We start from the raw sequence: 18310 nt of genomic DNA on the forward strand, positions 1-18310 counted from the left end.
CACAAGTGGCTGATGGCAAACCGAAACCTTCCCCTCCCGGCCAACAATGAGTCATTGGCTTATGAACGAAGGCCGGTACAACGACGACATGATTTATTTATAAATAAATTCATACGCCTTGATATAAGAACCTATCTTGTTTGAATGAGCAGTCACCCACACTGCATTCATGCCTGTCTTTCTTTGATCGTTGAATTCCGACTGAGTGGTACAAAGCGCAACCCAGCGCTCAGTCTTTAAATCCTTAATCCGCAGACCCGCCTCACAACGACTGAACTTTCCAACGTAGGGCCCCGGAGTCACCAGCTCGTAAGGTGACGCATACTGAACAATGTCGCCGGGCAACAGGTACGTAACGACGTCATAACTGTGCAAGGACAAAATCAGACCCAGGCAAAAACCACCAAAAAAAGATTCTCCAACACGGTTCGGGTTTCTTACAGCCGGACGATAGTAGGTGGCCCTTGCAGCAAAAAAGAGTCCAACCAGACAACCAATGACTATATAGGTCGTCCACTCGGGAATCGATGGCATTAAAACCGTTCGCATTACAATGCGACCGGCCCAGAGCGTATAAGCAATCCATACTCCAAATAACAGACACACCACCAACAACAAGGTTCTTTTCTTTGATTTGTTTTCAAATGAAGGATATTCCATTCCCTGCCTACTCTATTTTTAATTCCCGGGAAAAGCGCTTCGTGCTTCACGCCAACTTCCTTTACCCGATTGGCATGCCGGGCATATTAACGAATGAGCGTCATGGTGACCGATCTATTTACCCACGACTCACAGACATGGCCAGAGCGCCATCGGTTCTACCCATTAGCGCAAATTGTTCAACCGCCTCACATCCCTTATCCTCGTGGCCTTACCTGCCAGCGCCCGCCGGAGCCCCCCATGGACCTCGCCACCCTCACCCTCTTCCTCCCGGCCTGCTTCGCCCTGAACATGGCGCCAGGCCCGAACAACCTGCTGTCCGTGAGCAACTCCACCCGCTACGGCTACCGCACTTCGTGCCTGGCAGGCGTCGGGCGACTGCTGGCCTTTGCCGGGATGATCGCCCTCGCGTCCGCCGGGCTGGCGGTGGTGCTGCAAACCTCGGAGTTGTTGTTCTACGGGATCAAGATCCTGGGGGCGGCGTATCTATTTTATCTGGCGTATCAACTGTGGCGGTCCAATCCGCACGCGGAGGCTGAGTCGACGGCGCCCAAGGCGGGCTTGTGGGCCTTGGCGCGACAGGAGTTCCTGGTGGCCGCCGGCAATCCCAAGGCAATCCTGATTTTTACCGCCTTCCTGCCGCAATTCGTCGACCCGGCACATCCGATCACGCCGCAATTTGCCCTGCTGGGAGCGATGTTCCTGGCGCTGGAATGGTTCGCCATCAGCGCCTACGCCTATATGGGTTTGCATATGCGCCGCTGGTTCGCGCAGCCTCGGGGCAAGCGGATTTTCAACCGCTGCTGTGCGGGGTTGTTGTCGGCCGCCGCGACGGTATTGCTGATGGCGCGCAGGGCCTGAGCACTGCGAAAAACCGACGAAAACGCTTACAATCGCCGTCTCACCGCAACTCAGGCAGGCCAGTTCGCCCATGGCGCTCGACCCCATCACCATACTGGTCCTCACCATCGCACTGGCAGGCGCCGCCGCGCTGTACCTGGCCGTCGAGTGGCGCAATGTCCGCGAGCCATCGCTGCTGTACTGGACTGCCGGTTTCGCCATCATCAGCGTGGGCAGCACCCTGGCGCTGTTGCGGGCCAGCGGCCTGCTGTTGATCGGCATCTGGTTCGCCAACGGGTTGCTGATCACCGCCCACTGGCTGTTCCTGCTGGGCGTTGCGCGTTTCACCCAGGTGCGCCTGTCTCGCGCCTGGTACCTGATGTTCGTGGCCTGGTTTGCGATGCTGCTGTTGCCGGAAGGACAGTCGTGGTCGAGGGCCATGCTGCTGGCCAACTCGCTGCTGGTTGCCCTGCCGACCCTGCGGGCCAGTTTCCTGTTGCGCCCCCATGGCCGATCACTCAGCGTGGGCGCGGTGCAACTGCGCTATGTGCTGCTGGCCCACGGGCTGTTCTATCTGGCCAAGTCGCTGGTGGCGATCGTGCCGGGGACACTGATCGACCTGACGGCGTTTCGTGGCGAGATCATTCAGGTGTCGCTGGTGGAAGGCGCCATGGCGATCATGCTGATTGCATTGTCGATGACCGGCACCGAGCGCTACCGCCGTGAGGAACAGATTGCACGGTTGGCCGCCCGCGACCCGTTGACCGCGCTGTACAACCGCCGCGCCCTTGAAATGCGCGCGCCGAGCCTGCTGAGCGAGGTCTCGCAGGCCCGGCCGGGTGCCCTGCTGTTGATCGACATCGACAATTTCAAGCTGATCAACGACCTGTACGGCCATACCGCGGGCGACCGGCTGCTGGTGGCCCTGAGCGAGATGATTCGCGCGCAGTTGCCCGATGATTCGCTGGCGGCGCGGTTGGGTGGCGACGAGTTCGTGATCCTGCTTAATGACACCTCGAACGCGCGCATTGTCGCGCTGGGCAGCGCCCTGCGCGAACAGTTTCATCAGGCTGCCTCGCAGGCGTTCGCCACGCCCGAGGCGGTGACATTGAGCATCGGCGCCAGCCTGTTCGACACGCCGCCCGCCAGCCTCGCGGCCTTGATCGAGCAAGGCGACGAGGCGCTGTATGAATCCAAGCGTGGCGGACGCAACCGTATTCGTCTGGTGGACCGGACTGCGGTGGGCGCCGATTGACTCAATCGGTGCATCAACCTTTGAGCGCCGCCTCAATCCCCGCTATATCAATCCTGGTCATCCCCATCATCGCATCAAACGCCCGCTTGGCCGCTGCCGGGTCGGGATGGGTGATCGCCGCGCTCAGTACACGCGGGGTAATCTGCCATCTCACCCCCCATTTATCCTGGCACCAGCCGCAGACGTTTTCCTGGCCGCCATGGCTGACAATCGCGTGCCACAAGCGGTCGGTTTCCGCCTGGTCGTCGGTGGCCACCTGGAACGAAAACGCCTCGTTGTGCTGCACGCCGGAGCCTCCGTTCAGCCCCAGGCAAGGAATACCCATGACGGTGAATTCCACGGTCAACACATCGCCCTGTTTGCCCGCCGGATAATCCCCGGGGGCGTGATGGACCGCGGTCACTGCGCTGTCCGGGAAGGTCCTGGCGTAGAAGTTGGCAGCGTCCAGTGCGCTGCCGTCGTACCAAAGGCACACCGTGTTTTTGTTGAGCATGAGTGTTCTCCAGCGTGGAGGTTCGGACTTGCAGTGTAGTACCGCTACCGACAAGAATGCGTTCGCGTCCTGACATGAACCCAAACGGTGCAGAGAATGAGTAATGGTGTAAGGATCGACCCGCGAATCATCCCGGTTCCGCGGTCCATCAGCCCCGAGGCCCAGGCGATGCTGCAACGCATGGTGAACGCCGATGGCGTGCCGCTGAACAGCCTGTACACCCTGCCCGCACCCGATGACCACGCTGGCTGGCGCCGCATGCAGGCCGCAGTTGCCCAACAGTACGCGGCGTCCCAGGCGGGACAGACGGCAGACCACGTTGAGACATTCACCGTGGAAGACGCCACCGTGTACCGGGCGACGCCGGCATACGGGGCCGAGTTCGCCTATATCGACCTGCACGGCGGCGCCCTGGTGTTCGGCGGCGGCGAAAACGCCCGCCTCGCCGCCGGCAAGCACGCCGACCTGCACAACCTGACCTGCTACGGCGTGGACTACCGCATGCCGCCTGACCATCCGTACCCGGCGGCACTCGATGACTGTATGGCCACCTACCGGCATGTGCTGAAGCACCACACCCCGGACAAGATCGTGATCGGCGGACGCTCGGCCGGAGGCAACCTCGCCGCTGCCATGGTGCTGCGCGCCCGCGACGAAGGCTTGCCGCTGCCGGCCGCGCTGGTATTGCTGTCACCTGAAGTGGACCTGACCGAATCGGGCGACAGCTTCCAGGTCAACCGCACCGTCGACGTGGTGTTGCCCAACCCGCTGATGAGCACCAACCTGCTGTACGCCGCTGGCGCGGATTTGTCTCACCCGTACCTGTCGCCGCTGTTCGGGGATTTCGCACCAGGCTTCCCGCCGACGTTCGTGCAAAGCGGCACCCGCGACCTGTTCCTGTCCAACGCCGTACGCCTGCACCGGGCGCTGCGCCGGGCCGAGGTACCGGTGGAACTGCACATCTTTGAAGCAATGCCCCACGGCGGTTTCATCGGCGCGCCGGAAGACGCAGAACTGTCGGCAGAGCAGGTGCGTTTCGTGCGCCACTGGTTGAACCGCGACTGATCGCCGTGAGTTGACACACCCTGTAATAATCCATAAAGATAAGCGCCTTCTTCAGGGTGTGTCCTCAATGTCTGCAACGACCTTCAACTTTTCCGTCATTGGCTTGATTGCCAAGGCGCAAGGTTGCGTTGCGCACGCCCTCAAATCGAAGAAACAGTCGCTCATGTGACCGGGGCGCGCTGTCCCGTCAGATGAGCTGACAGGACATTGAGCGCGAAGGCCCCCTCCTCTTGCTTACTTCCCTCTGCCCTTCTGACGGTGACGAAATCGGTCAACCATCAGGAGAAAGCGCATGTCATCGTTTCAAGGTATCTGGGTTCCCGTCGTTACACCGTTTCATAACGGCGTTATCGACTTCATCGGCTTGCGCCGCCTGGTCTGCCATCTGCTGGAACAAGGCGCGGCCGGGATCATGGTCTGTACCACCACCGGCGAAGCCGCAGCACTGAGCCGCCGTGAGCAGTTGGCGATGCTGGATGCCGTACTGGAACTGGTACCGCCGCAGCAGGTGGTAATGGGCCTGGCGGGGTATAACCAGATTGAGCTGCTGCAGTTCCAGAGTGAAATCCTGCAACGCCCGGTGGCCGGTTTGCTGGTACCGCCGCCGAGCTACATCCGCCCGTCCCAGGCGGGCCTTGAGGCGTTCTTCCGCACCGTGGCCGATGCGTCCAGTGTGCCGATCATTCTGTATGACATTCCCTACCGCACCGGTATCGCCTTCGAACAGGCGACGTTGCTGAACATCGTCGCCCATGAACGGATCGTCGCGATCAAGGATTGTGGCGGCAACCTGGCCAATACCCTGGCGCTGCTGGCCAGCGGGAATGTGGATGTGTTGTGTGGCGAGGATGTGCAGATATTCAACGCGCTGTGCCTGGGAGCGACCGGCGCGATTGCCGCGTCGGCGCATGTGCGTACCGCAGATTTTGTGGCGCTGCATCGACAGGTTCGCGACAACCGGTTGCTGGCGGCTCGCGAGACGTTTTTCGGGCTGCTGCCGTTGATTCACACAATGTTCGTGGAGCCCAATCCGGCGCCGGTGAAGGCCGCGCTGGCGATGGAGGGTTTGATCGGCAGTGAGTTGCGGGCGCCGATGTTGGGGGCGAGTGAGACGGTGACAAATCGGTTGCAGCAAGTATTAGGCGTGCGGCAATAACCCGTGGCGAGGGAGCTTGCTCCCGCTGGGCTGCGCAGCAGCCCCAATTCAGGCACCGCGTTTTCGCCAGGTAAAATGGGGTGACCGGTTTTGGGGGCGCTTCGCACCCCAGCGGGAGCAAGCTCCCTCGCCACAGGGGGCGGGCTGACTCGTCGATACGAGGGCTTATCCTCTCGCCACCGCCAACCGATGCAACGTGATCTTGCGCACCTCCTGCTTGCTCACCTCGATGTGAGTCTTGAGCAGTTGCTGCGCCAGATCGCGGTGCCGTGCCGAGATCGCATCGAGGATGCTTGCATGTTCCTCATAGGTCGCTGCAATACGTGATTGCTGAGTGAAATCCAGCCGCCGAATGATGCGGATTTTCTCGGTTATCTCGTAATGCATGCGCGCCATTTCAGCGTTGCCCGTGGCCTGCACCAACCCGCAGTGGAACTCCTCATCCAGCGCGCAGACGACCTGTGCGTCATCCAGCCGGGCACTTTCGTCCACCCGCCAGATCGCTTCAAGCCGTTCAAGCCCCTGCTCCGCCATGCCACACAAGCGGCTGACGGCGGCCAACTCCAGCACGATTCTTACGTCGTAAAGCTCTTCGAAATAGTTGAAGTCGAACGGCCGCACCTGCCAGCCACTCCTGAAAAACACCTCCAGGTACCCTTCCCGCTCCAGCCGATACAGCGCCTGGCGCACCGGCGTGCGGCTGGCCTGCATGCGCTCGGCCACGTCGCCTTCGCTGAAGCGATCACCCGGCAGCAGGCGAAAGCCGAAGATGTCGTCCTTCACCTGCTGGTAGACCCGTTCCGCCAGGCTGTCCGGCCGTTCGCCGGGTTTTCTCGTGGTTGAGAGCTGCATGCCTAGTTCCTGCTCGCCATGTACGCGCGCCAGCCGCCGAATTCGGTGATGTCGGTGGCGCCTGCCAGGGCCCAGGGCTCGCAGATAAAACCCTTCACGCTGCGCCCGTCCGCCAGGGTGAGGTTGCCGATGCCCAGCGGCGCGGGAATCTCGGCGACGAACTCACCAAAGCGGGCGACAGGCATGTCCCACAGCTCGACGATGATCGAGCGGCCCGAGTCATTCCTGGCCAGCCCCGGCTTGGGCGGAACCGTGCCCGGCAGTGCATGCAGGCGGTAGTTGCTCGCTGTCAGGGTTTGCTCCACCAGCACGGCGTTGCGGCTGGTCAGCTGGAAGTTCAGCGGCATCCCGGTGAGATGCGCCCCAACCACCGCCACCCGCACGCTGCCGGGCGCCTGTCGCGCCGGTGCCGGTTGCGGCAGATTGCGTTGGGTAGCGCCCAGCGGAAGATCAAGGCCGGCCTGCCAACGCTTGCCCAGATGCGCCAGGGCGGCGTCGTGCCAGGCCGGCGCGATAAGGGTGATGCCGCACGGCAGCCTGTCGCTGCGCAGCCCGGCGGGCACGGCCAGTGCCGAGAGGTCGGCCAGGTTGGTGAAGTTGGTGTAGAAGCCAAACTGCGAGTTGTAGAGCACCGGCTCCACGGCCATTTCCGCCAGGGTGCGGATCGTCGGCGATGTCGGCACCAGCAAGGCGTCGAAACCGGCCAGGGTATCGTTGATGCGGCGGCTCAGTTCGGCGCGCAGGTATTCGGCTTTATAGGCATCGCAGGCGCTGTAAGTGTGGCCGTTTTCCACAATGCCACGCACCACCGGGTTGATCGCTTCGGCGTTGCTGGCGAGCATGCCTTCCAGTGCCACCGTGCGCTCCGCAACCCAGGAGCCGTAATAGAGCTGCTCGGCGAGTTGCTGAAACGGGCTGAAATCCACCGCCGTGATTTCGGCGCCGAGGGACTGGAACCTGAGCAGTGCCTGTTCAAACACCGCCTGATTCTGCGCATCGCCAAAAAACTCCAGGCTGGCCGGCACTGCCAGCTTGATCGTGGCGCCGACCGCTACGGGAGCAGTGTTGGGGTTGACGCGTGAATAGGCATCGCTGGCGTCGTAAGCAGCAGCGACGCCCGCAACCGTCTCGGCATCTTCAACCGTCAGCGCAAACACCGAAATACAGTCCACGGTACGACAGGCCGACACCAGTCCGGTGTTGGACAAGCGTCCCTTGGTCGGCTTCAACCCGACGATATTGTTGAAGCCCGCCGGCACCCGCCCGGAACCGGCGGTGTCGGTGCCCAGGGAAAACGCCACCAGCCCGCGGGCAACCACCGAGGCCGAACCCGAACTGGAACCGCCGCTGACATAGTCCGGGTTAAAACTGTTGCCCACCGCGCCGTAGGGCGAGCGTGTACCCACCAGGCCGGTGGCGAACTGATCGAGGTTGGTCTTGCCCATCAGGATCGCCCCGGCCGCCCGCAACCGCGCCACCACCGAGGCATCCGCCGCGGCGGTATAGGCAAACTCAGGACACGCCGCCGTGGTTTCCCAACCCGCCGCATCGATGTTGTCCTTGATGGCAAACGGCACGCCATACAACGGCAACTGGTCGATATCGCCATTGACCGCCGCAAGCCGCTCGGCCAACTGCGCCAACTGGTCACGCAATTGCTGCGGTTGCACCTGGCTGATCCAGGCGTTGTCCTCGGCGGGAAACGTGCTCGCCAGGGTCAACAGGATGTCGGGAGTCAGCGCCTGGCTGCGGTAGGCAGCTTGCCATTCACCCAGGGTCCAGCCGAGTTGTTCGTTGCGCATTGAGGATTCCATCTTGTATCCAAGTTTGGATTTCTTTTAGCAAACCCTGGGCCAATCAGCTGCAAGCCAATGAATACGTGAGGTTGACAGAAAACCCACCGATGGATCGCCTCCAGCCGTGCTCCGTCATGAAGCAGCAATGCGCCAAAAAAAGACATTCTGGCGGCCGCGCGGTTGCGAGCGGCCCGATACCGGCCTATGTTCGAAACCATGTTGTAAACGCTGCTGTCCATCCCATACGCCCTTTCCGTAGCCAGGTGACGACATGCCCACCGCTTCCCGCCCCGCCGTGCTCGAACTGATTGGCAATACCCCGCTGGTGCGGGTCAGCCGCTTCGATACCGGCCCGTGCACGCTGTTCCTCAAGCTTGAATCCCAGAACCCCGGCGGCTCCATCAAGGACCGCATTGGCCTGGCCATGATCGACGCCGCCGAGCGGGATGGCCGCCTGCGCCCCGGCGGCACCATCATCGAAGCCACCGCCGGCAATACCGGCCTCGGCCTGGCCCTGGTGGGACGCGCCAAAGGCTACCGGGTGGTGCTGGTGGTGCCGGACAAGATGTCCACCGAGAAAGTCTTGCACCTGAAAGCCATGGGCGCCGAGGTGCACATCACCCGCTCGGATGTCGGCAAGGGCCATCCCGAGTATTACCAGGATGTGGCGGCGCGACTGGCCAAGGACATTCCCGATTCGTTCTTCGCCGACCAGTTCAACAACCCGGCCAACCCCCTGGCCCATGAGACCAGCACCGCCCCGGAAATCTGGGCCCAGACCCAACATGACCTGGATGCCATCGTGGTTGGCGTTGGCTCGGCTGGCACCCTCACTGGCCTGACGCGCTTCTTCAAGCGCGTGCAACCCGACCTGGCCATGGTGCTGGCCGACCCGGTGGGCTCGGTAATGGCCGAATACAGCCGCAGCGGCACCATGACCGAACCCGGCTCGTGGGCCGTGGAAGGTATCGGCGAAGACTTCATCCCCTCCATCGCCGACCTCTCCAGCGTGCGCCACGCCTATTCCATCAGCGACGAAGAAAGCTTCGACCACGCCCGCCAACTGCTGCGGGCCGAAGGCATTCTCGGTGGCTCCTCCACCGGCACCCTGCTGGCCGCCGCCCTGCGTTATTGCCGCGAACAGACCGAGCCCAAGCGCGTGGTCACCTTCGTCTGCGACACCGGCACGCGCTACCTGTCGAAGGTCTACAACGACCAATGGATGAACGACGCCGGCCTGCTGCAATACAAACACTACGGCGACCTGCGCGACCTGATCGCCCGTCGTTTCGAGGATGGCCGGGTGATCAGCGTCGGCCCCGACGACAGCCTGCTCACCGCCTTCCAGCGCATGCGCCTGGCCGACGTCTCACAGCTGCCGGTGCTGGTGGACGGCAAGCAACTGGTGGGGGTGCTCGACGAGTCGGATGTATTGCTCGGCCTGCATCAGAACGCCGCGCACTTTTCCATGACCGTGGGCAGCGCCATGACCAACGCCCTTCACACCCTCGCACCCAGCGCCAGCCTTGCGCAATTGCAGGCCGAGCTGGATCGCGGGCTGGTGGCAATCATTGCCGACGCCTCGGGCTTTCACGGCCTGATCACCCGCGTCGACCTGCTCAATCACCTACGGAGATCCCTTGCATGACCCAGCACGATAAAAGCGCCTTCGCCACCCGCGTGATCCATGCCGGGCAATCCCCGGACCCGACCACCGGGGCGCTGATGCCGCCGATCTACGCCAACTCCACCTACCTGCAAGACAGCCCCGGCGTTCACAAAGGCTTTGACTACGGACGCTCCCACAACCCGACGCGCTTTGCCCTGGAACGCTGCGTGGCCGACCTTGAAGGCGGCACCCAGGCGTTCGCGTTCGCCTCCGGGCTGGCGGCGATTTCCACCGTGCTGGAACTGCTCGACGCCGGTTCCCACGTGGTTTCCGGCAATGATTTGTACGGCGGCACCTTCCGCCTGTTCGACAAAGTGCGCCAGCGCAGCGCCGGGCATCGCTTCAGCTTCGTCGACCTGACCGACCTGTCGGCCTTCGAAGCGGCGTTGCAGGACGACACGCGGATGGTCTGGGTCGAAACCCCGAGCAACCCGCTGCTGAGCCTGACCGATCTCAGTGCCATCTCCCGCATCTGCAAGGCCCGGGGCATCATCTGCGTGGCCGACAACACCTTCGCCAGCCCGTGGATCCAGCGCCCGCTGGAGCTGGGTTTCGACATCGTGGTGCACTCCACCACCAAGTACCTCAACGGCCACTCCGATGTAATCGGCGGCATTGCGGTGGTGGGCCAGAATCCTGAACTGGCCGAGCGCCTGGGCTTCCTGCAGAACTCCGTGGGCGCGATTGCCGGGCCGTTCGACGCATTCCTGACCTTGCGCGGGGTGAAGACCCTGGCGCTGCGCATGGAGCGCCATTGCAGCAATGCGCTGGAACTGGCGACATGGCTGGAGCAACAGCCGCAAGTGGCGCGGGTTTATTACCCAGGCCTGGCATCACACCCGCAGCATGAGCTGGCACGCCGGCAGATGCGCGGGTTTGGCGGGATGATTTCGGTGGACCTGAAAAGCGACCTGGCAGGAGCGACACGCTTCCTGGAAAACGTGAAGATCTTTGCGTTGGCTGAAAGCCTGGGGGGCGTTGAAAGCCTGATCGAGCACCCGGCGATCATGACCCATGCGAGCATCCCGGCAGCGACCCGGGCGCAGCTGGGGATTGGTGATGGGTTGGTGCGGTTGTCGGTGGGGGTTGAGGATGTGGAAGACCTGCGGGCGGATCTGGCGCAGGCGTTGGCAAAAATCTAACGCGCAATCTGCCGGAGCGAGCATGCCCGCTCCGGCAACACCTTAAATAGCGTAATTGACCTCAACCATTCGCCCGGTCTTGATGGACTCCAGCGCACAGTCCGCCAAGTGCAACGCATACAGCCCATCGCGCATGTTGGTGGGCAGCGCGCGCCCCGCGCTCAGTGCCTGGATAAACTGCCCCAACTCATTGCGGTAGGCATCCGCATAACGCTCCAGGAAGAAATGCTGCAACGGCTCCAACGCCTCGGTGTGCTCGTGGTTCCAATGGCGCAAGGTGCTGGGTCGATGGTTATCCGTGAGCAGCACCCCCTTGGCCCCGGATACCTCAAGTCGCTGGTCATACCCGTAGACCGCCTCCCGACAGCAGTTGATATGGCACTGTTTCCCGGATGCGGTGCGCAGCAGCACCATCACGCTGTCGAAGTCGTCAATCTGCGCCAGGCTCGGATCTACCAGCCGGCTGGCTATCGCGCCGACTTCAATGGGCTCTTCACCCAGCAGGTGCCGCGCCATGTCGAAGTCATGAATGGTCATGTCCCGCAGGATGCCGCCGGAATGTGCCAGGTAATCCCGTGGCGCCAACCCCGGGTCGCGGCTGGTGATGATCACCTGCCGCACAGCACCAATTTGCCCCGCGTCGATGGCCTGGCGCAGGCGCAGCGTGTCGGGATCGAAGCGGCGGTTGAAGCCCAGCATGACTTTGCCGCCCTCGCGCTCCACAGCTTGCGCCGCCGCCCGCGCCTTGGCGAAATCCAGGTCAATGGGCTTCTCGCACAGCACGGCCTTGCCCTGGGACACGGCCGCCAGCAGCAAATCGATATGAGTGTCGGTGGGTGTGCCAATCACCACCGCGTCGATATCGTCCCGACTTAGCACTGCTGCGCAGTCATAGGCCGCCTCGCAACCCAGCTGCGCAGCCAAGCCATCGACGCCCTCCCGCCAGGGGTCGGCGACCACCACCAGAGTGGCATCAGGATGGGCCGCGACATTGGCCGCGTGAATGTTGGCGATGCGCCCTGCACCAAGGACAGCGATACGTAGCATGGTCGAACTCCTGGGATTGTTATTGGGTGTGGAGATTCAGTCCGGCAGGTTGAACGGTGTGACGATCTGTACCTGTGACGGCGCAATCGGCCCAGCCTTCCACAGCCGATGAAATTGCAGGATGTGCAGGAACACATGGCGCGCATCGATCTGCAGGTTGTGATCGATAATCGCGGCGACTTTTTCTTCAGCCAACAGCTGGCGATTCTCTTCGTCGAGGTCGTGAGCAATAAACACGTCCAACGGGCGATCCAGAGCCGCGAAGGCGTCGACAATTGCGCGGTTGCCACCGCCGACGCTGTACACCGCCTTCAGTTCCGGATGCTGCTTCAACGCATCGGTGACCCGGGCAAATGTTCGGTCATACACGCCGTACCCACCGCTGATATCCAGTACCCGCAGGTGCGTCGCACGGCCGCGCAGCCACATGCGAAAGCCCATTTCGCGTTCTTCCTCGCCCCGGAACAATTCGCTGCCAATCACCACCGCCACTTCCTGGGGTTGGGGTGACAGCCAGCGGGACAGGAGGTACGCGGCGGTTTGTCCGGCGGTGCGGTTATCCATGCCTACGTAGCCGATGCGCTCGCTGTGGGGCAGATCGGTGACCAGGGTCACCACCGGAATACCTGCGGCCGCCAGGTGCTTGACCGCCAGATTCACCGCCGGCTCGTCCGCGGCCTTGAGCACCACACCCTGGCTGCCGGTCTCGAGGCAGCGCAGCAATTGGTCGTGCATCGCCTGAGGCTCGATTTCTTCGAACACATGAAACCGCGGGGCGATACGAAAAGGTGCCAGGCTGCCCAGTTGGGCGGTGATGGCGGCCTGCACCGCCGCACTGAAGCGCTTGGGCGTGTGCATGATCACATCGACATGAAAGGTACGGCCTACTGCCAGGCCATTTTTTTCCTGGGATTCCAGCTCATCCAGAGCCTGTTCGATACGCCGCCGGGTTTGGGCGTGCACGCTGCCGCGCTCATGCAAGACGCGATCGACTGTCGCCTTGCTGACGCCCGCCTGGGTGGCCAGTTGCTTGATGGAAAAGTGTTTAGCGCGTTCGAGCATGCTGTTGGACCTGAGGTCTTTTTGAGGTCTTTTTGAGACTCTTTGAGGTGACCGCAATGCTAGTCTCAGTTTTGCCCGGCGTCGAGCCCGGCCTTCAAAACAACAAAAACCCAGGAGACCCCGATGCCTTCAACCGACCTCAGCCATACCTTCAAAGGCCAATACTTTGTCGTCACCGGCAGCACCCAGGGATTGGGGGCTGCCGTCGCCCATACCCTGGCGCGGCGCGGTGCTGCCGGCCTGATCATCTGCGGACGCCGTCCGGACCAGGGCCAGGAGCAAGTACGGCAGTTGGCAGCGCTCGATTGCCGCGCGGTGTTTGTCCAGGCGGACCTGGAACAGATTGGCGACTGCCGCGCCGTGATCGAGGCGGCCCGTGCCCACTTCGGCACCCTCCACGGGCTGATCAACTGCGCCGGGATGTCGGATCGCGGCACCATTCTCGACACCTCCCCCGAACTGTTTGATCGACTATTTGCGGTCAATGTGAGGGCGCCGTTTTTCCTGATGCAGGAAGCCTTGAAGCTGATGATCAGCCAGAGGGTTGAAGGTGCAGTGGTCAATATCCAGAGTGTCACCGGCCACGGCGGGCAATCGTTCTTGAGTGCCTACGCGGCGTCCAAGGGCGCTCTCGCGATTCTGACCAAAAACGTGGCGTTCAGCGCCCTGCGCAACCGGATTCGGGTCAACGGCTTGAACATCGGCTGGATGGACACACCGCACGAGGATGAAATCCAGCGGCACTACCACGGTGCCGGGGATGCCTGGTTGGAAGCCGCCGAAGCCGCACAGCCCTTCGGCCGCCTGCTCAAACCTGAAGAGGTGGCCCGGAGCGTGGCATTTCTATTGTCACGCGAGTCGGGAATGATGACCGGCACGGTGATCGACCTGGAGCAAGGCGTCATCGGCTGTGGCGACGGCGGCACCCCACGCCCTGATCAGGCCTTGAGCCTGGTGGAGGGTGCGTGATGCCTGCCTTTGTCAGCGCCGATGCGGTGCAACTGGAAGATTTTCACTCGATCTGTGCCCAGCAGGCTGCTGCCGAGGACTACCCGCACTGCGCCGAAGTGTGCAGCAACATCCCGATCTATCAGGCCCAGGCACTGCGCAACGGCGATCGTCACGCCGTGCTGGACGAACTGCATCGCCTGTTCAGCCAGGGGCCGGGAGTGATGGTGGTGCGCCAGGGCTACGCCGACCTGGACGTGGTCGACCGTCACAGCCAGGTATTCGAAGCGATCTTTGCCCAAGAGGCTGCGCAAGGTGTGGCCGCCGACCACTTCGCCAAGGCCGGCAGTAACGGACGTATCTGGAACTCATTACAGAAGGCCGCACTGCAGTCGCCGGCATCCTTTGTCGAATATTACGCCAACCCACTGCTGGGGTTGATCGCACAAGCCTGGCTCGGCCCGGGCTACCAAGTCACGGCCCAGGTCAACGTGGTGCACCCCGGTGGCCAAGCCCAGCAACCGCACCGTGATTATCACCTCGGGTTCCAGACCATCGACGTGGTGGAGCGCTTTCCGTTGCCCCTGCACACGCTGTCCCAATACCTCACGCTGCAAGGGGCCGTGGCCCACAGCGACATGCCCCTGGAAACCGGCCCGACCCAACTGCTGCCGTTTTCCCAGCAATACCCACTGGGCTACCTGGCCTGGAGGCGCACTGAATTCATCGAGTACTTCCAGCAGCATGCCGTGCAATTGCCGCTGAACAAAGGTGACCTGCTGTTCTTCAACCCGGCCCTGTTTCACGCCGCTGGCACCAATCGCACACCGGACCGCCAGCGCATGGCCAACCTGCTGCAAATCTCCTCGGCGTTCGGCAAAACGATGGAGGCTGTGGACCGCGACCGGATGATGATGGCGCTGTACCCCTGCCTGTTGGAGCGCCTGGCGGACAACGTCATGGATGGCGAGGCGCTGCACGCGGTGATCGCCTGCACCGCCGATGGCTATTCCTTTCCCACCAACCTGGATACCGACCCACCCTTACAGGGCCTGGCTCCGCAAACCGGGCAGCAACTGATGTTGCAGGCACTGAACGAACGCTGGCCCTGCGAGACCTTTGCCGAACGCGTTGCGCAACTACACGCCAAACGCCAAGGCTGAGGAATGTTTTCAACGTCTTTCAAAACAACAAAAAAACGGACTGACACCATGAAAAAACAGCTGCTGACCTTGCTCCTGACCCTCATCGTTACCCCGCTCGCCCTCGCCGAGACACGCATCGGCGTCAGCATCGCCCAGGTGGACGACGTGTTCCTCGCCCAGATGCGTGACTACATGGCGGCCCACGCCAGGGACCTCACCGACGTGACCCTGCAATTCGAAGACGCCCAAGGCGATGTGGTGCGCCAACTGAACCAGGTGCAGAGCTTTTCTGCCCAAGGCATGGACGCGATTATCGTCAACGCGGTCGACACCGCCGCCACCCAGAAAATGACCGTAAATGCCCAGCAGGCGGGTATCCCGCTGGTGTACGTCAACCGTCGCCCGGACATCCCGGTCCTGCCGGCCGGGGTGGGTTATGTCGGCTCGGACGAGATCAAAGCGGGCGAGATTCAGATTCGCTACCTCGCGGAAAAAATGAACGGCAAGGGCAACCTCGCAATCATGCTCGGCTTGCTCTCCAACAACGCCACCCACAACCGCACACAGGGCGTGAAAAACGTACTGAAGGATTACCCCAACATCCATATCGTCGAAGAACAAAGCGCCGACTGGCAGCGCAGCAAGGCCATGGACCTGATGAACAACTGGATCGTCTCGGGCAAGAAAATCGACGCCGTGGCGGCCAATGCCGATGAAATGGCTATCGGTGCCGCGATGGCGATTACCCAGGCCGGTATGCACCCTGGCAAGGACATCCTGGTGGGCGGCAGCGACGGCGGACCCGCCGGCCTGGATGCGATCAAAAAAGATCTATTGGTAGTCACGGCCTATCAGGACAACAAGGGCCAGGCCGTCGGCTCGATTGACCTGGCGCTGAAGATGATCAGGAAGCAGCCCTACACGGCGGAGCTGACCATTCCCTATCAACAGATCACCAAGGACAACTATCAGGCCTTTCTCACCCCTTGATTGTTATCAGCCCAGCGCCAAGCAGACCGGCCAGCCCCGACAAACAGAGCACTCCCACTCCATAAGCGAGGGTGCGCCAGGGCTGGCGGCCGCTCAGATACATCACCGTATGCATCACACGGGCAGCGGTGAACAGACAGAACAACCCCGCGGTAGCGGTGCCTGGCGTTTCCATCGCCAGGCACAGGCCACCCAAAATGAAGAACAACGGAATATTTTCCAGATCATTGGCCCAAGCCTTTTCGGCCCGGGAGACTTGCGGTAACTCCTGGGGATTCGCATCGCGATGGAAGAAAGCTGCATCCTCGTGGTTAGTGAATGCACGGAATCTGAGTCGAAAGAAACCCTGGTAACAGGAGATCGCCAGCATCTTCAAGAACAGCACCAGTACGCACAACGCATAAACCTCCATCACCGGCCCCCTGAAGATTCGCGGAACCCGTTGACCACGATATACAGCAGCGGACCGATGGATACGAAAACCGCCGTTACCAGTAAATAGGGCAACACCGACGCCAGGGATTTGCCCCTGGCCCGCGCATCCCGGTACATCCATACGCCCGCCAAGGCCGCCATCAGATACAAGTCAATCACCACCTGGGCAGTATCCGGCCTCGATATCAATTCACGTCCGAACGCCATGAGCGATTGTTCGGCGATCAGCATCGTGATCAATGTGTACAGGGCAAAAGCCAACAGCCCGGCCAGGGCAATCCAGGGTCTGCGCATGTTCTCCTCCTTGGAGACAACGGTTCGGGAAGCTGCACATTAGTGATAACGTCGTTCCCCTCTCAATGACCTCGAAGGTCATCGACACCGCCGACCCGCACGGCCAGAGTCAACCCATGAGCAGCCAACCTTTCCCCCGCGCCAACCCCGACACTACCGCCGGCACGCAACTGCGCGTGCTGCGTCGGCACGCCAGATTGAGCCAGCTGGAACTGGCGCTGATCACCGGGGTTTCCCAACGCCACCTGAGCTGCATCGAGACCGGGCGCGCCAAGCCGAGCCCGGGCACCTTGCATAATTTGCTGATGGCGCTGGAGGTTCCGCTGGAGCAATGCAACAGCGTGTTCCTCGCTGCCGGCTTCGCCCCGCGCTATGAGGCAACCCCGCTCTCCTCGCCCTCCATGGAGGCTATTCGCGAGGCAATCAGCCATGTGCTCCACGCGAACAATCCTGCACCGGCGATCGTGCTGGGCAGCCACTGGGAAGTGCTCGCCGCCAACGCCAGTACCCAGGTGCTGTTCGAGCTGGTGGGGATCAAACCGGAGGCGGCTGATGGGCTGAATTTGCTGGTCACCCTGCTACAGCCTGGCGGCCTGGGTGATCATTTGATCAACGCTGACGAAATCCGCACCATCGCCTGGCAACGGGCGACGCGCGAGGCGTTGGGCAACTCCGAACTTGCCAGGCTTCTGGACAGCCTGCCGGCCCCGCAAAGTACCGAAGCCTTGGTCAATGAACCGCCGCCACTGGTGCTGACACGCGTCAACTCCCGTGAAGGTGAGCTGAACTTCATGTCGACCTTCACCACCTTCGGCATGCCTCAGGACATCACGGTAACGTCGTTGCGCATCGAGCATTTGATTCCGGCGGATGCGCAGACGTGGCAGGTGATGACCGCGGCGTATGAGCGGTCATTGGTGAGGTAGAAAGCCGCGGCGGGGCCATTAGTTATTTGTCGTATTTTGCCCGCCATAGCTATTGGCGCGGCTCTTGGAGGAGGAGCCGTTGCTGTATTGGGTGTCTTGCCCGCCGTAGCTATTGGAGCGGCTCTTGGCTGAGGTGCCGTCGCTGTATTGAGTGTCTTGCCCACCATAGCTGTTGGAACGGGTCTTGGCCGAGGTGCCGTCGCCGTATTGGATATCCTGCCCGCCATAACTATTGGAGCGGCTCTTGGAGGAAGTACCATCGCTGTATTGGGTGTCTTGCCCACCGTAGCTATTGGCGCGACTCTTGGAAGAGGTGCCATTGTCGTATTCGCAATCGGACCCACCATAACTGTTCGCCCTGCACGTCTCGGCAACCGCTTGGTAAAGCGGCGCAGCCAACAAAACCGTGCCCAGCAAAACGACCTTAAGCTTCATGTTAATTCCTTGTAGAGGTGGCGATACGCTATTACAGACTGGAGATTCTGAACTTAGTTTCCAACGTTCTGAAATGCGCTCGCGCGAGCCGACGTGGCAA

Annotated in this window: 19 protein-coding genes; 10 read left to right on the forward strand and 9 right to left on the reverse strand. The window is 61.8% G+C overall.

What is annotated here, in order from left to right; genetic code table 11:
- Positions 1–93: 93 nt before the first annotated feature.
- Positions 94–660: a hypothetical protein gene (locus V6607_RS17780; RefSeq protein ID WP_134326744.1), complete on the reverse strand. Its 567-nt coding sequence runs from the start codon at positions 658–660 to the stop codon at positions 94–96.
- A 240-nt stretch (positions 661–900) separates the two neighbouring features.
- Here V6607_RS17780 and V6607_RS17785 point away from each other — a divergent pair, with 240 nt between their 5' ends.
- Positions 901–1521 carry a LysE family translocator gene (locus V6607_RS17785; RefSeq protein ID WP_008436300.1) on the forward strand — a complete coding sequence of 207 codons (621 nt, stop codon included), beginning with the start codon at positions 901–903 and terminating at the stop codon, positions 1519–1521.
- 70 nt (positions 1522–1591) lie between these two features.
- A complete protein-coding gene (locus V6607_RS17790) occupies positions 1592–2755 on the forward strand; it encodes a GGDEF domain-containing protein (protein WP_134326745.1) in 1164 nt (387 codons plus the stop codon).
- 13 nt (positions 2756–2768) lie between these two features.
- Here the strand turns inward: V6607_RS17790 and V6607_RS17795 are convergent, their stop codons facing one another.
- On the reverse strand, positions 2769–3248 hold the full coding sequence (locus tag V6607_RS17795) for a VOC family protein (protein WP_003215129.1): 480 nt from the start codon (positions 3246–3248) through the stop codon (positions 2769–2771).
- 96 nt (positions 3249–3344) lie between these two features.
- On the opposite strand from V6607_RS17795, the gene V6607_RS17800 reads away from it, so the two are divergent.
- Positions 3345–4313: an alpha/beta hydrolase gene (locus V6607_RS17800; RefSeq protein ID WP_134326746.1), complete on the forward strand. Its 969-nt coding sequence runs from the start codon at positions 3345–3347 to the stop codon at positions 4311–4313.
- 292 nt (positions 4314–4605) lie between these two features.
- Positions 4606–5469, forward strand: a complete 864-nt coding sequence (dapA, locus tag V6607_RS17805) for a 4-hydroxy-tetrahydrodipicolinate synthase (RefSeq protein ID WP_134326747.1) — start codon at positions 4606–4608, stop codon at positions 5467–5469.
- Between the two features lie 165 nt (positions 5470–5634).
- Here dapA and V6607_RS17810 read toward each other — a convergent pair whose 3' ends face one another.
- A complete protein-coding gene (locus tag V6607_RS17810) occupies positions 5635–6321 on the reverse strand; it encodes a GntR family transcriptional regulator (RefSeq protein WP_008436291.1) in 687 nt (228 codons plus the stop codon).
- A 2-nt stretch (positions 6322–6323) separates the two neighbouring features.
- Positions 6324–8123 (reverse strand): allophanate hydrolase, encoded by a 1800-nt coding sequence (gene atzF / locus V6607_RS17815; RefSeq protein ID WP_134326748.1) that lies wholly within the window; start codon positions 8121–8123, stop codon positions 6324–6326.
- A gap of 265 nt (positions 8124–8388) precedes the next feature.
- Between atzF and V6607_RS17820 the strand changes: the two genes are divergently transcribed.
- Both V6607_RS17820 and V6607_RS17825 read left to right on the forward strand, forming a co-directional pair.
- Entirely contained in the window at positions 8389–9765 is a 1377-nt protein-coding gene (locus V6607_RS17820) for a cystathionine beta-synthase (RefSeq protein WP_003215116.1), read from the forward strand.
- Positions 9762–10928: a cystathionine gamma-synthase gene (locus V6607_RS17825; protein WP_008436288.1), complete on the forward strand. Its 1167-nt coding sequence runs from the start codon at positions 9762–9764 to the stop codon at positions 10926–10928. Before V6607_RS17820 ends, V6607_RS17825 begins: the two co-directional genes overlap by 4 nt.
- A gap of 42 nt (positions 10929–10970) precedes the next feature.
- On the opposite strand, the gene iolG is transcribed toward V6607_RS17825, so the two are convergent.
- On the reverse strand, positions 10971–11975 hold the full coding sequence (gene iolG / locus V6607_RS17830) for an inositol 2-dehydrogenase (protein ID WP_102369211.1): 1005 nt from the start codon (positions 11973–11975) through the stop codon (positions 10971–10973).
- A gap of 36 nt (positions 11976–12011) precedes the next feature.
- Positions 12012–13037, reverse strand: coding sequence for a LacI family DNA-binding transcriptional regulator (locus V6607_RS17835; RefSeq protein ID WP_003215111.1), 1026 nt, complete (start codon positions 13035–13037; stop codon positions 12012–12014).
- A gap of 123 nt (positions 13038–13160) precedes the next feature.
- Between V6607_RS17835 and V6607_RS17840 the strand changes: the two genes are divergently transcribed.
- Genes V6607_RS17840 through V6607_RS17850 form a run of 3 tightly spaced genes read left to right on the forward strand, consistent with a single transcriptional unit; the run spans position 13161 to position 16120 of the window.
- Positions 13161–14006: an SDR family oxidoreductase gene (locus tag V6607_RS17840; RefSeq protein WP_003215109.1), complete on the forward strand. Its 846-nt coding sequence runs from the start codon at positions 13161–13163 to the stop codon at positions 14004–14006.
- Complete coding sequence (locus tag V6607_RS17845) at positions 14006–15148, forward strand: phytanoyl-CoA dioxygenase family protein (protein ID WP_134326749.1); 1143 nt, start codon at positions 14006–14008, stop codon at positions 15146–15148. Before V6607_RS17840 ends, V6607_RS17845 begins: the two co-directional genes overlap by 1 nt.
- Positions 15149–15196: 48 nt before the next feature.
- Complete coding sequence (locus V6607_RS17850) at positions 15197–16120, forward strand: substrate-binding domain-containing protein (RefSeq protein WP_134326750.1); 924 nt, start codon at positions 15197–15199, stop codon at positions 16118–16120.
- On the opposite strand, the gene V6607_RS17855 is transcribed toward V6607_RS17850, so the two are convergent.
- Together V6607_RS17855 and V6607_RS17860 are read right to left on the reverse strand one after the other, a co-directional pair.
- On the reverse strand, positions 16110–16532 hold the full coding sequence (locus V6607_RS17855; RefSeq protein WP_003215104.1) for an MAPEG family protein: 423 nt from the start codon (positions 16530–16532) through the stop codon (positions 16110–16112). The genes V6607_RS17850 and V6607_RS17855 overlap by 11 nt on opposite strands.
- A complete protein-coding gene (locus tag V6607_RS17860; protein WP_134326752.1) occupies positions 16532–16849 on the reverse strand; it encodes a DUF2834 domain-containing protein in 318 nt (105 codons plus the stop codon). Before V6607_RS17860 ends, V6607_RS17855 begins: the two co-directional genes overlap by 1 nt.
- A gap of 116 nt (positions 16850–16965) precedes the next feature.
- On the opposite strand from V6607_RS17860, the gene V6607_RS17865 reads away from it, so the two are divergent.
- Complete coding sequence (locus tag V6607_RS17865) at positions 16966–17775, forward strand: helix-turn-helix domain-containing protein (protein WP_174717786.1); 810 nt, start codon at positions 16966–16968, stop codon at positions 17773–17775.
- Positions 17776–17793: 18 nt separating this feature from the next.
- Here the strand turns inward: V6607_RS17865 and V6607_RS17870 are convergent, their stop codons facing one another.
- Complete coding sequence (locus V6607_RS17870; RefSeq protein WP_003215097.1) at positions 17794–18210, reverse strand: hypothetical protein; 417 nt, start codon at positions 18208–18210, stop codon at positions 17794–17796.
- Positions 18211–18310 lie beyond the last annotated feature (100 nt).

It is taken from the genome of Pseudomonas sp. KK18 (assembly GCF_037094675.1).
Classification (GTDB): Bacteria; Pseudomonadota; Gammaproteobacteria; order Pseudomonadales; family Pseudomonadaceae; genus Aquipseudomonas.

Bases quoted from the DNA above. Each gene is read 5' to 3' on its own strand.
- V6607_RS17820 (WP_003215116.1), top strand. From the start codon at position 8,389: ATGCCCACCGCTTCCCGCCCCGCCGTGCTCGAACTGATTGGCAATACC.
- V6607_RS17865 (WP_174717786.1), top strand. From the start codon at position 16,966: ATGAGCAGCCAACCTTTCCCCCGCGCCAACCCCGACACTACCGCCGGC.
- V6607_RS17780 (WP_134326744.1), bottom strand. From the start codon at position 660: ATGGAATATCCTTCATTTGAAAACAAATCAAAGAAAAGAACCTTGTTG.
- V6607_RS17785 (WP_008436300.1), top strand. From the start codon at position 901: ATGGACCTCGCCACCCTCACCCTCTTCCTCCCGGCCTGCTTCGCCCTG.
- V6607_RS17790 (WP_134326745.1), top strand. From the start codon at position 1,592: ATGGCGCTCGACCCCATCACCATACTGGTCCTCACCATCGCACTGGCA.
- V6607_RS17800 (WP_134326746.1), top strand. From the start codon at position 3,345: ATGAGTAATGGTGTAAGGATCGACCCGCGAATCATCCCGGTTCCGCGG.
- V6607_RS17855 (WP_003215104.1), bottom strand. From the start codon at position 16,532: ATGGAGGTTTATGCGTTGTGCGTACTGGTGCTGTTCTTGAAGATGCTG.
- iolG (WP_102369211.1), bottom strand. From the start codon at position 11,975: ATGCTACGTATCGCTGTCCTTGGTGCAGGGCGCATCGCCAACATTCAC.
- V6607_RS17840 (WP_003215109.1), top strand. From the start codon at position 13,161: ATGCCTTCAACCGACCTCAGCCATACCTTCAAAGGCCAATACTTTGTC.
- V6607_RS17850 (WP_134326750.1), top strand. From the start codon at position 15,197: ATGAAAAAACAGCTGCTGACCTTGCTCCTGACCCTCATCGTTACCCCG.
- V6607_RS17845 (WP_134326749.1), top strand. From the start codon at position 14,006: ATGCCTGCCTTTGTCAGCGCCGATGCGGTGCAACTGGAAGATTTTCAC.
- dapA (WP_134326747.1), top strand. From the start codon at position 4,606: ATGTCATCGTTTCAAGGTATCTGGGTTCCCGTCGTTACACCGTTTCAT.
- V6607_RS17835 (WP_003215111.1), bottom strand. From the start codon at position 13,037: ATGCTCGAACGCGCTAAACACTTTTCCATCAAGCAACTGGCCACCCAG.
- V6607_RS17870 (WP_003215097.1), bottom strand. From the start codon at position 18,210: ATGAAGCTTAAGGTCGTTTTGCTGGGCACGGTTTTGTTGGCTGCGCCG.
- atzF (WP_134326748.1), bottom strand. From the start codon at position 8,123: ATGCGCAACGAACAACTCGGCTGGACCCTGGGTGAATGGCAAGCTGCC.
- V6607_RS17795 (WP_003215129.1), bottom strand. From the start codon at position 3,248: ATGCTCAACAAAAACACGGTGTGCCTTTGGTACGACGGCAGCGCACTG.
- V6607_RS17825 (WP_008436288.1), top strand. From the start codon at position 9,762: ATGACCCAGCACGATAAAAGCGCCTTCGCCACCCGCGTGATCCATGCC.
- V6607_RS17810 (WP_008436291.1), bottom strand. From the start codon at position 6,321: ATGCAGCTCTCAACCACGAGAAAACCCGGCGAACGGCCGGACAGCCTG.
- V6607_RS17860 (WP_134326752.1), bottom strand. From the start codon at position 16,849: ATGCGCAGACCCTGGATTGCCCTGGCCGGGCTGTTGGCTTTTGCCCTG.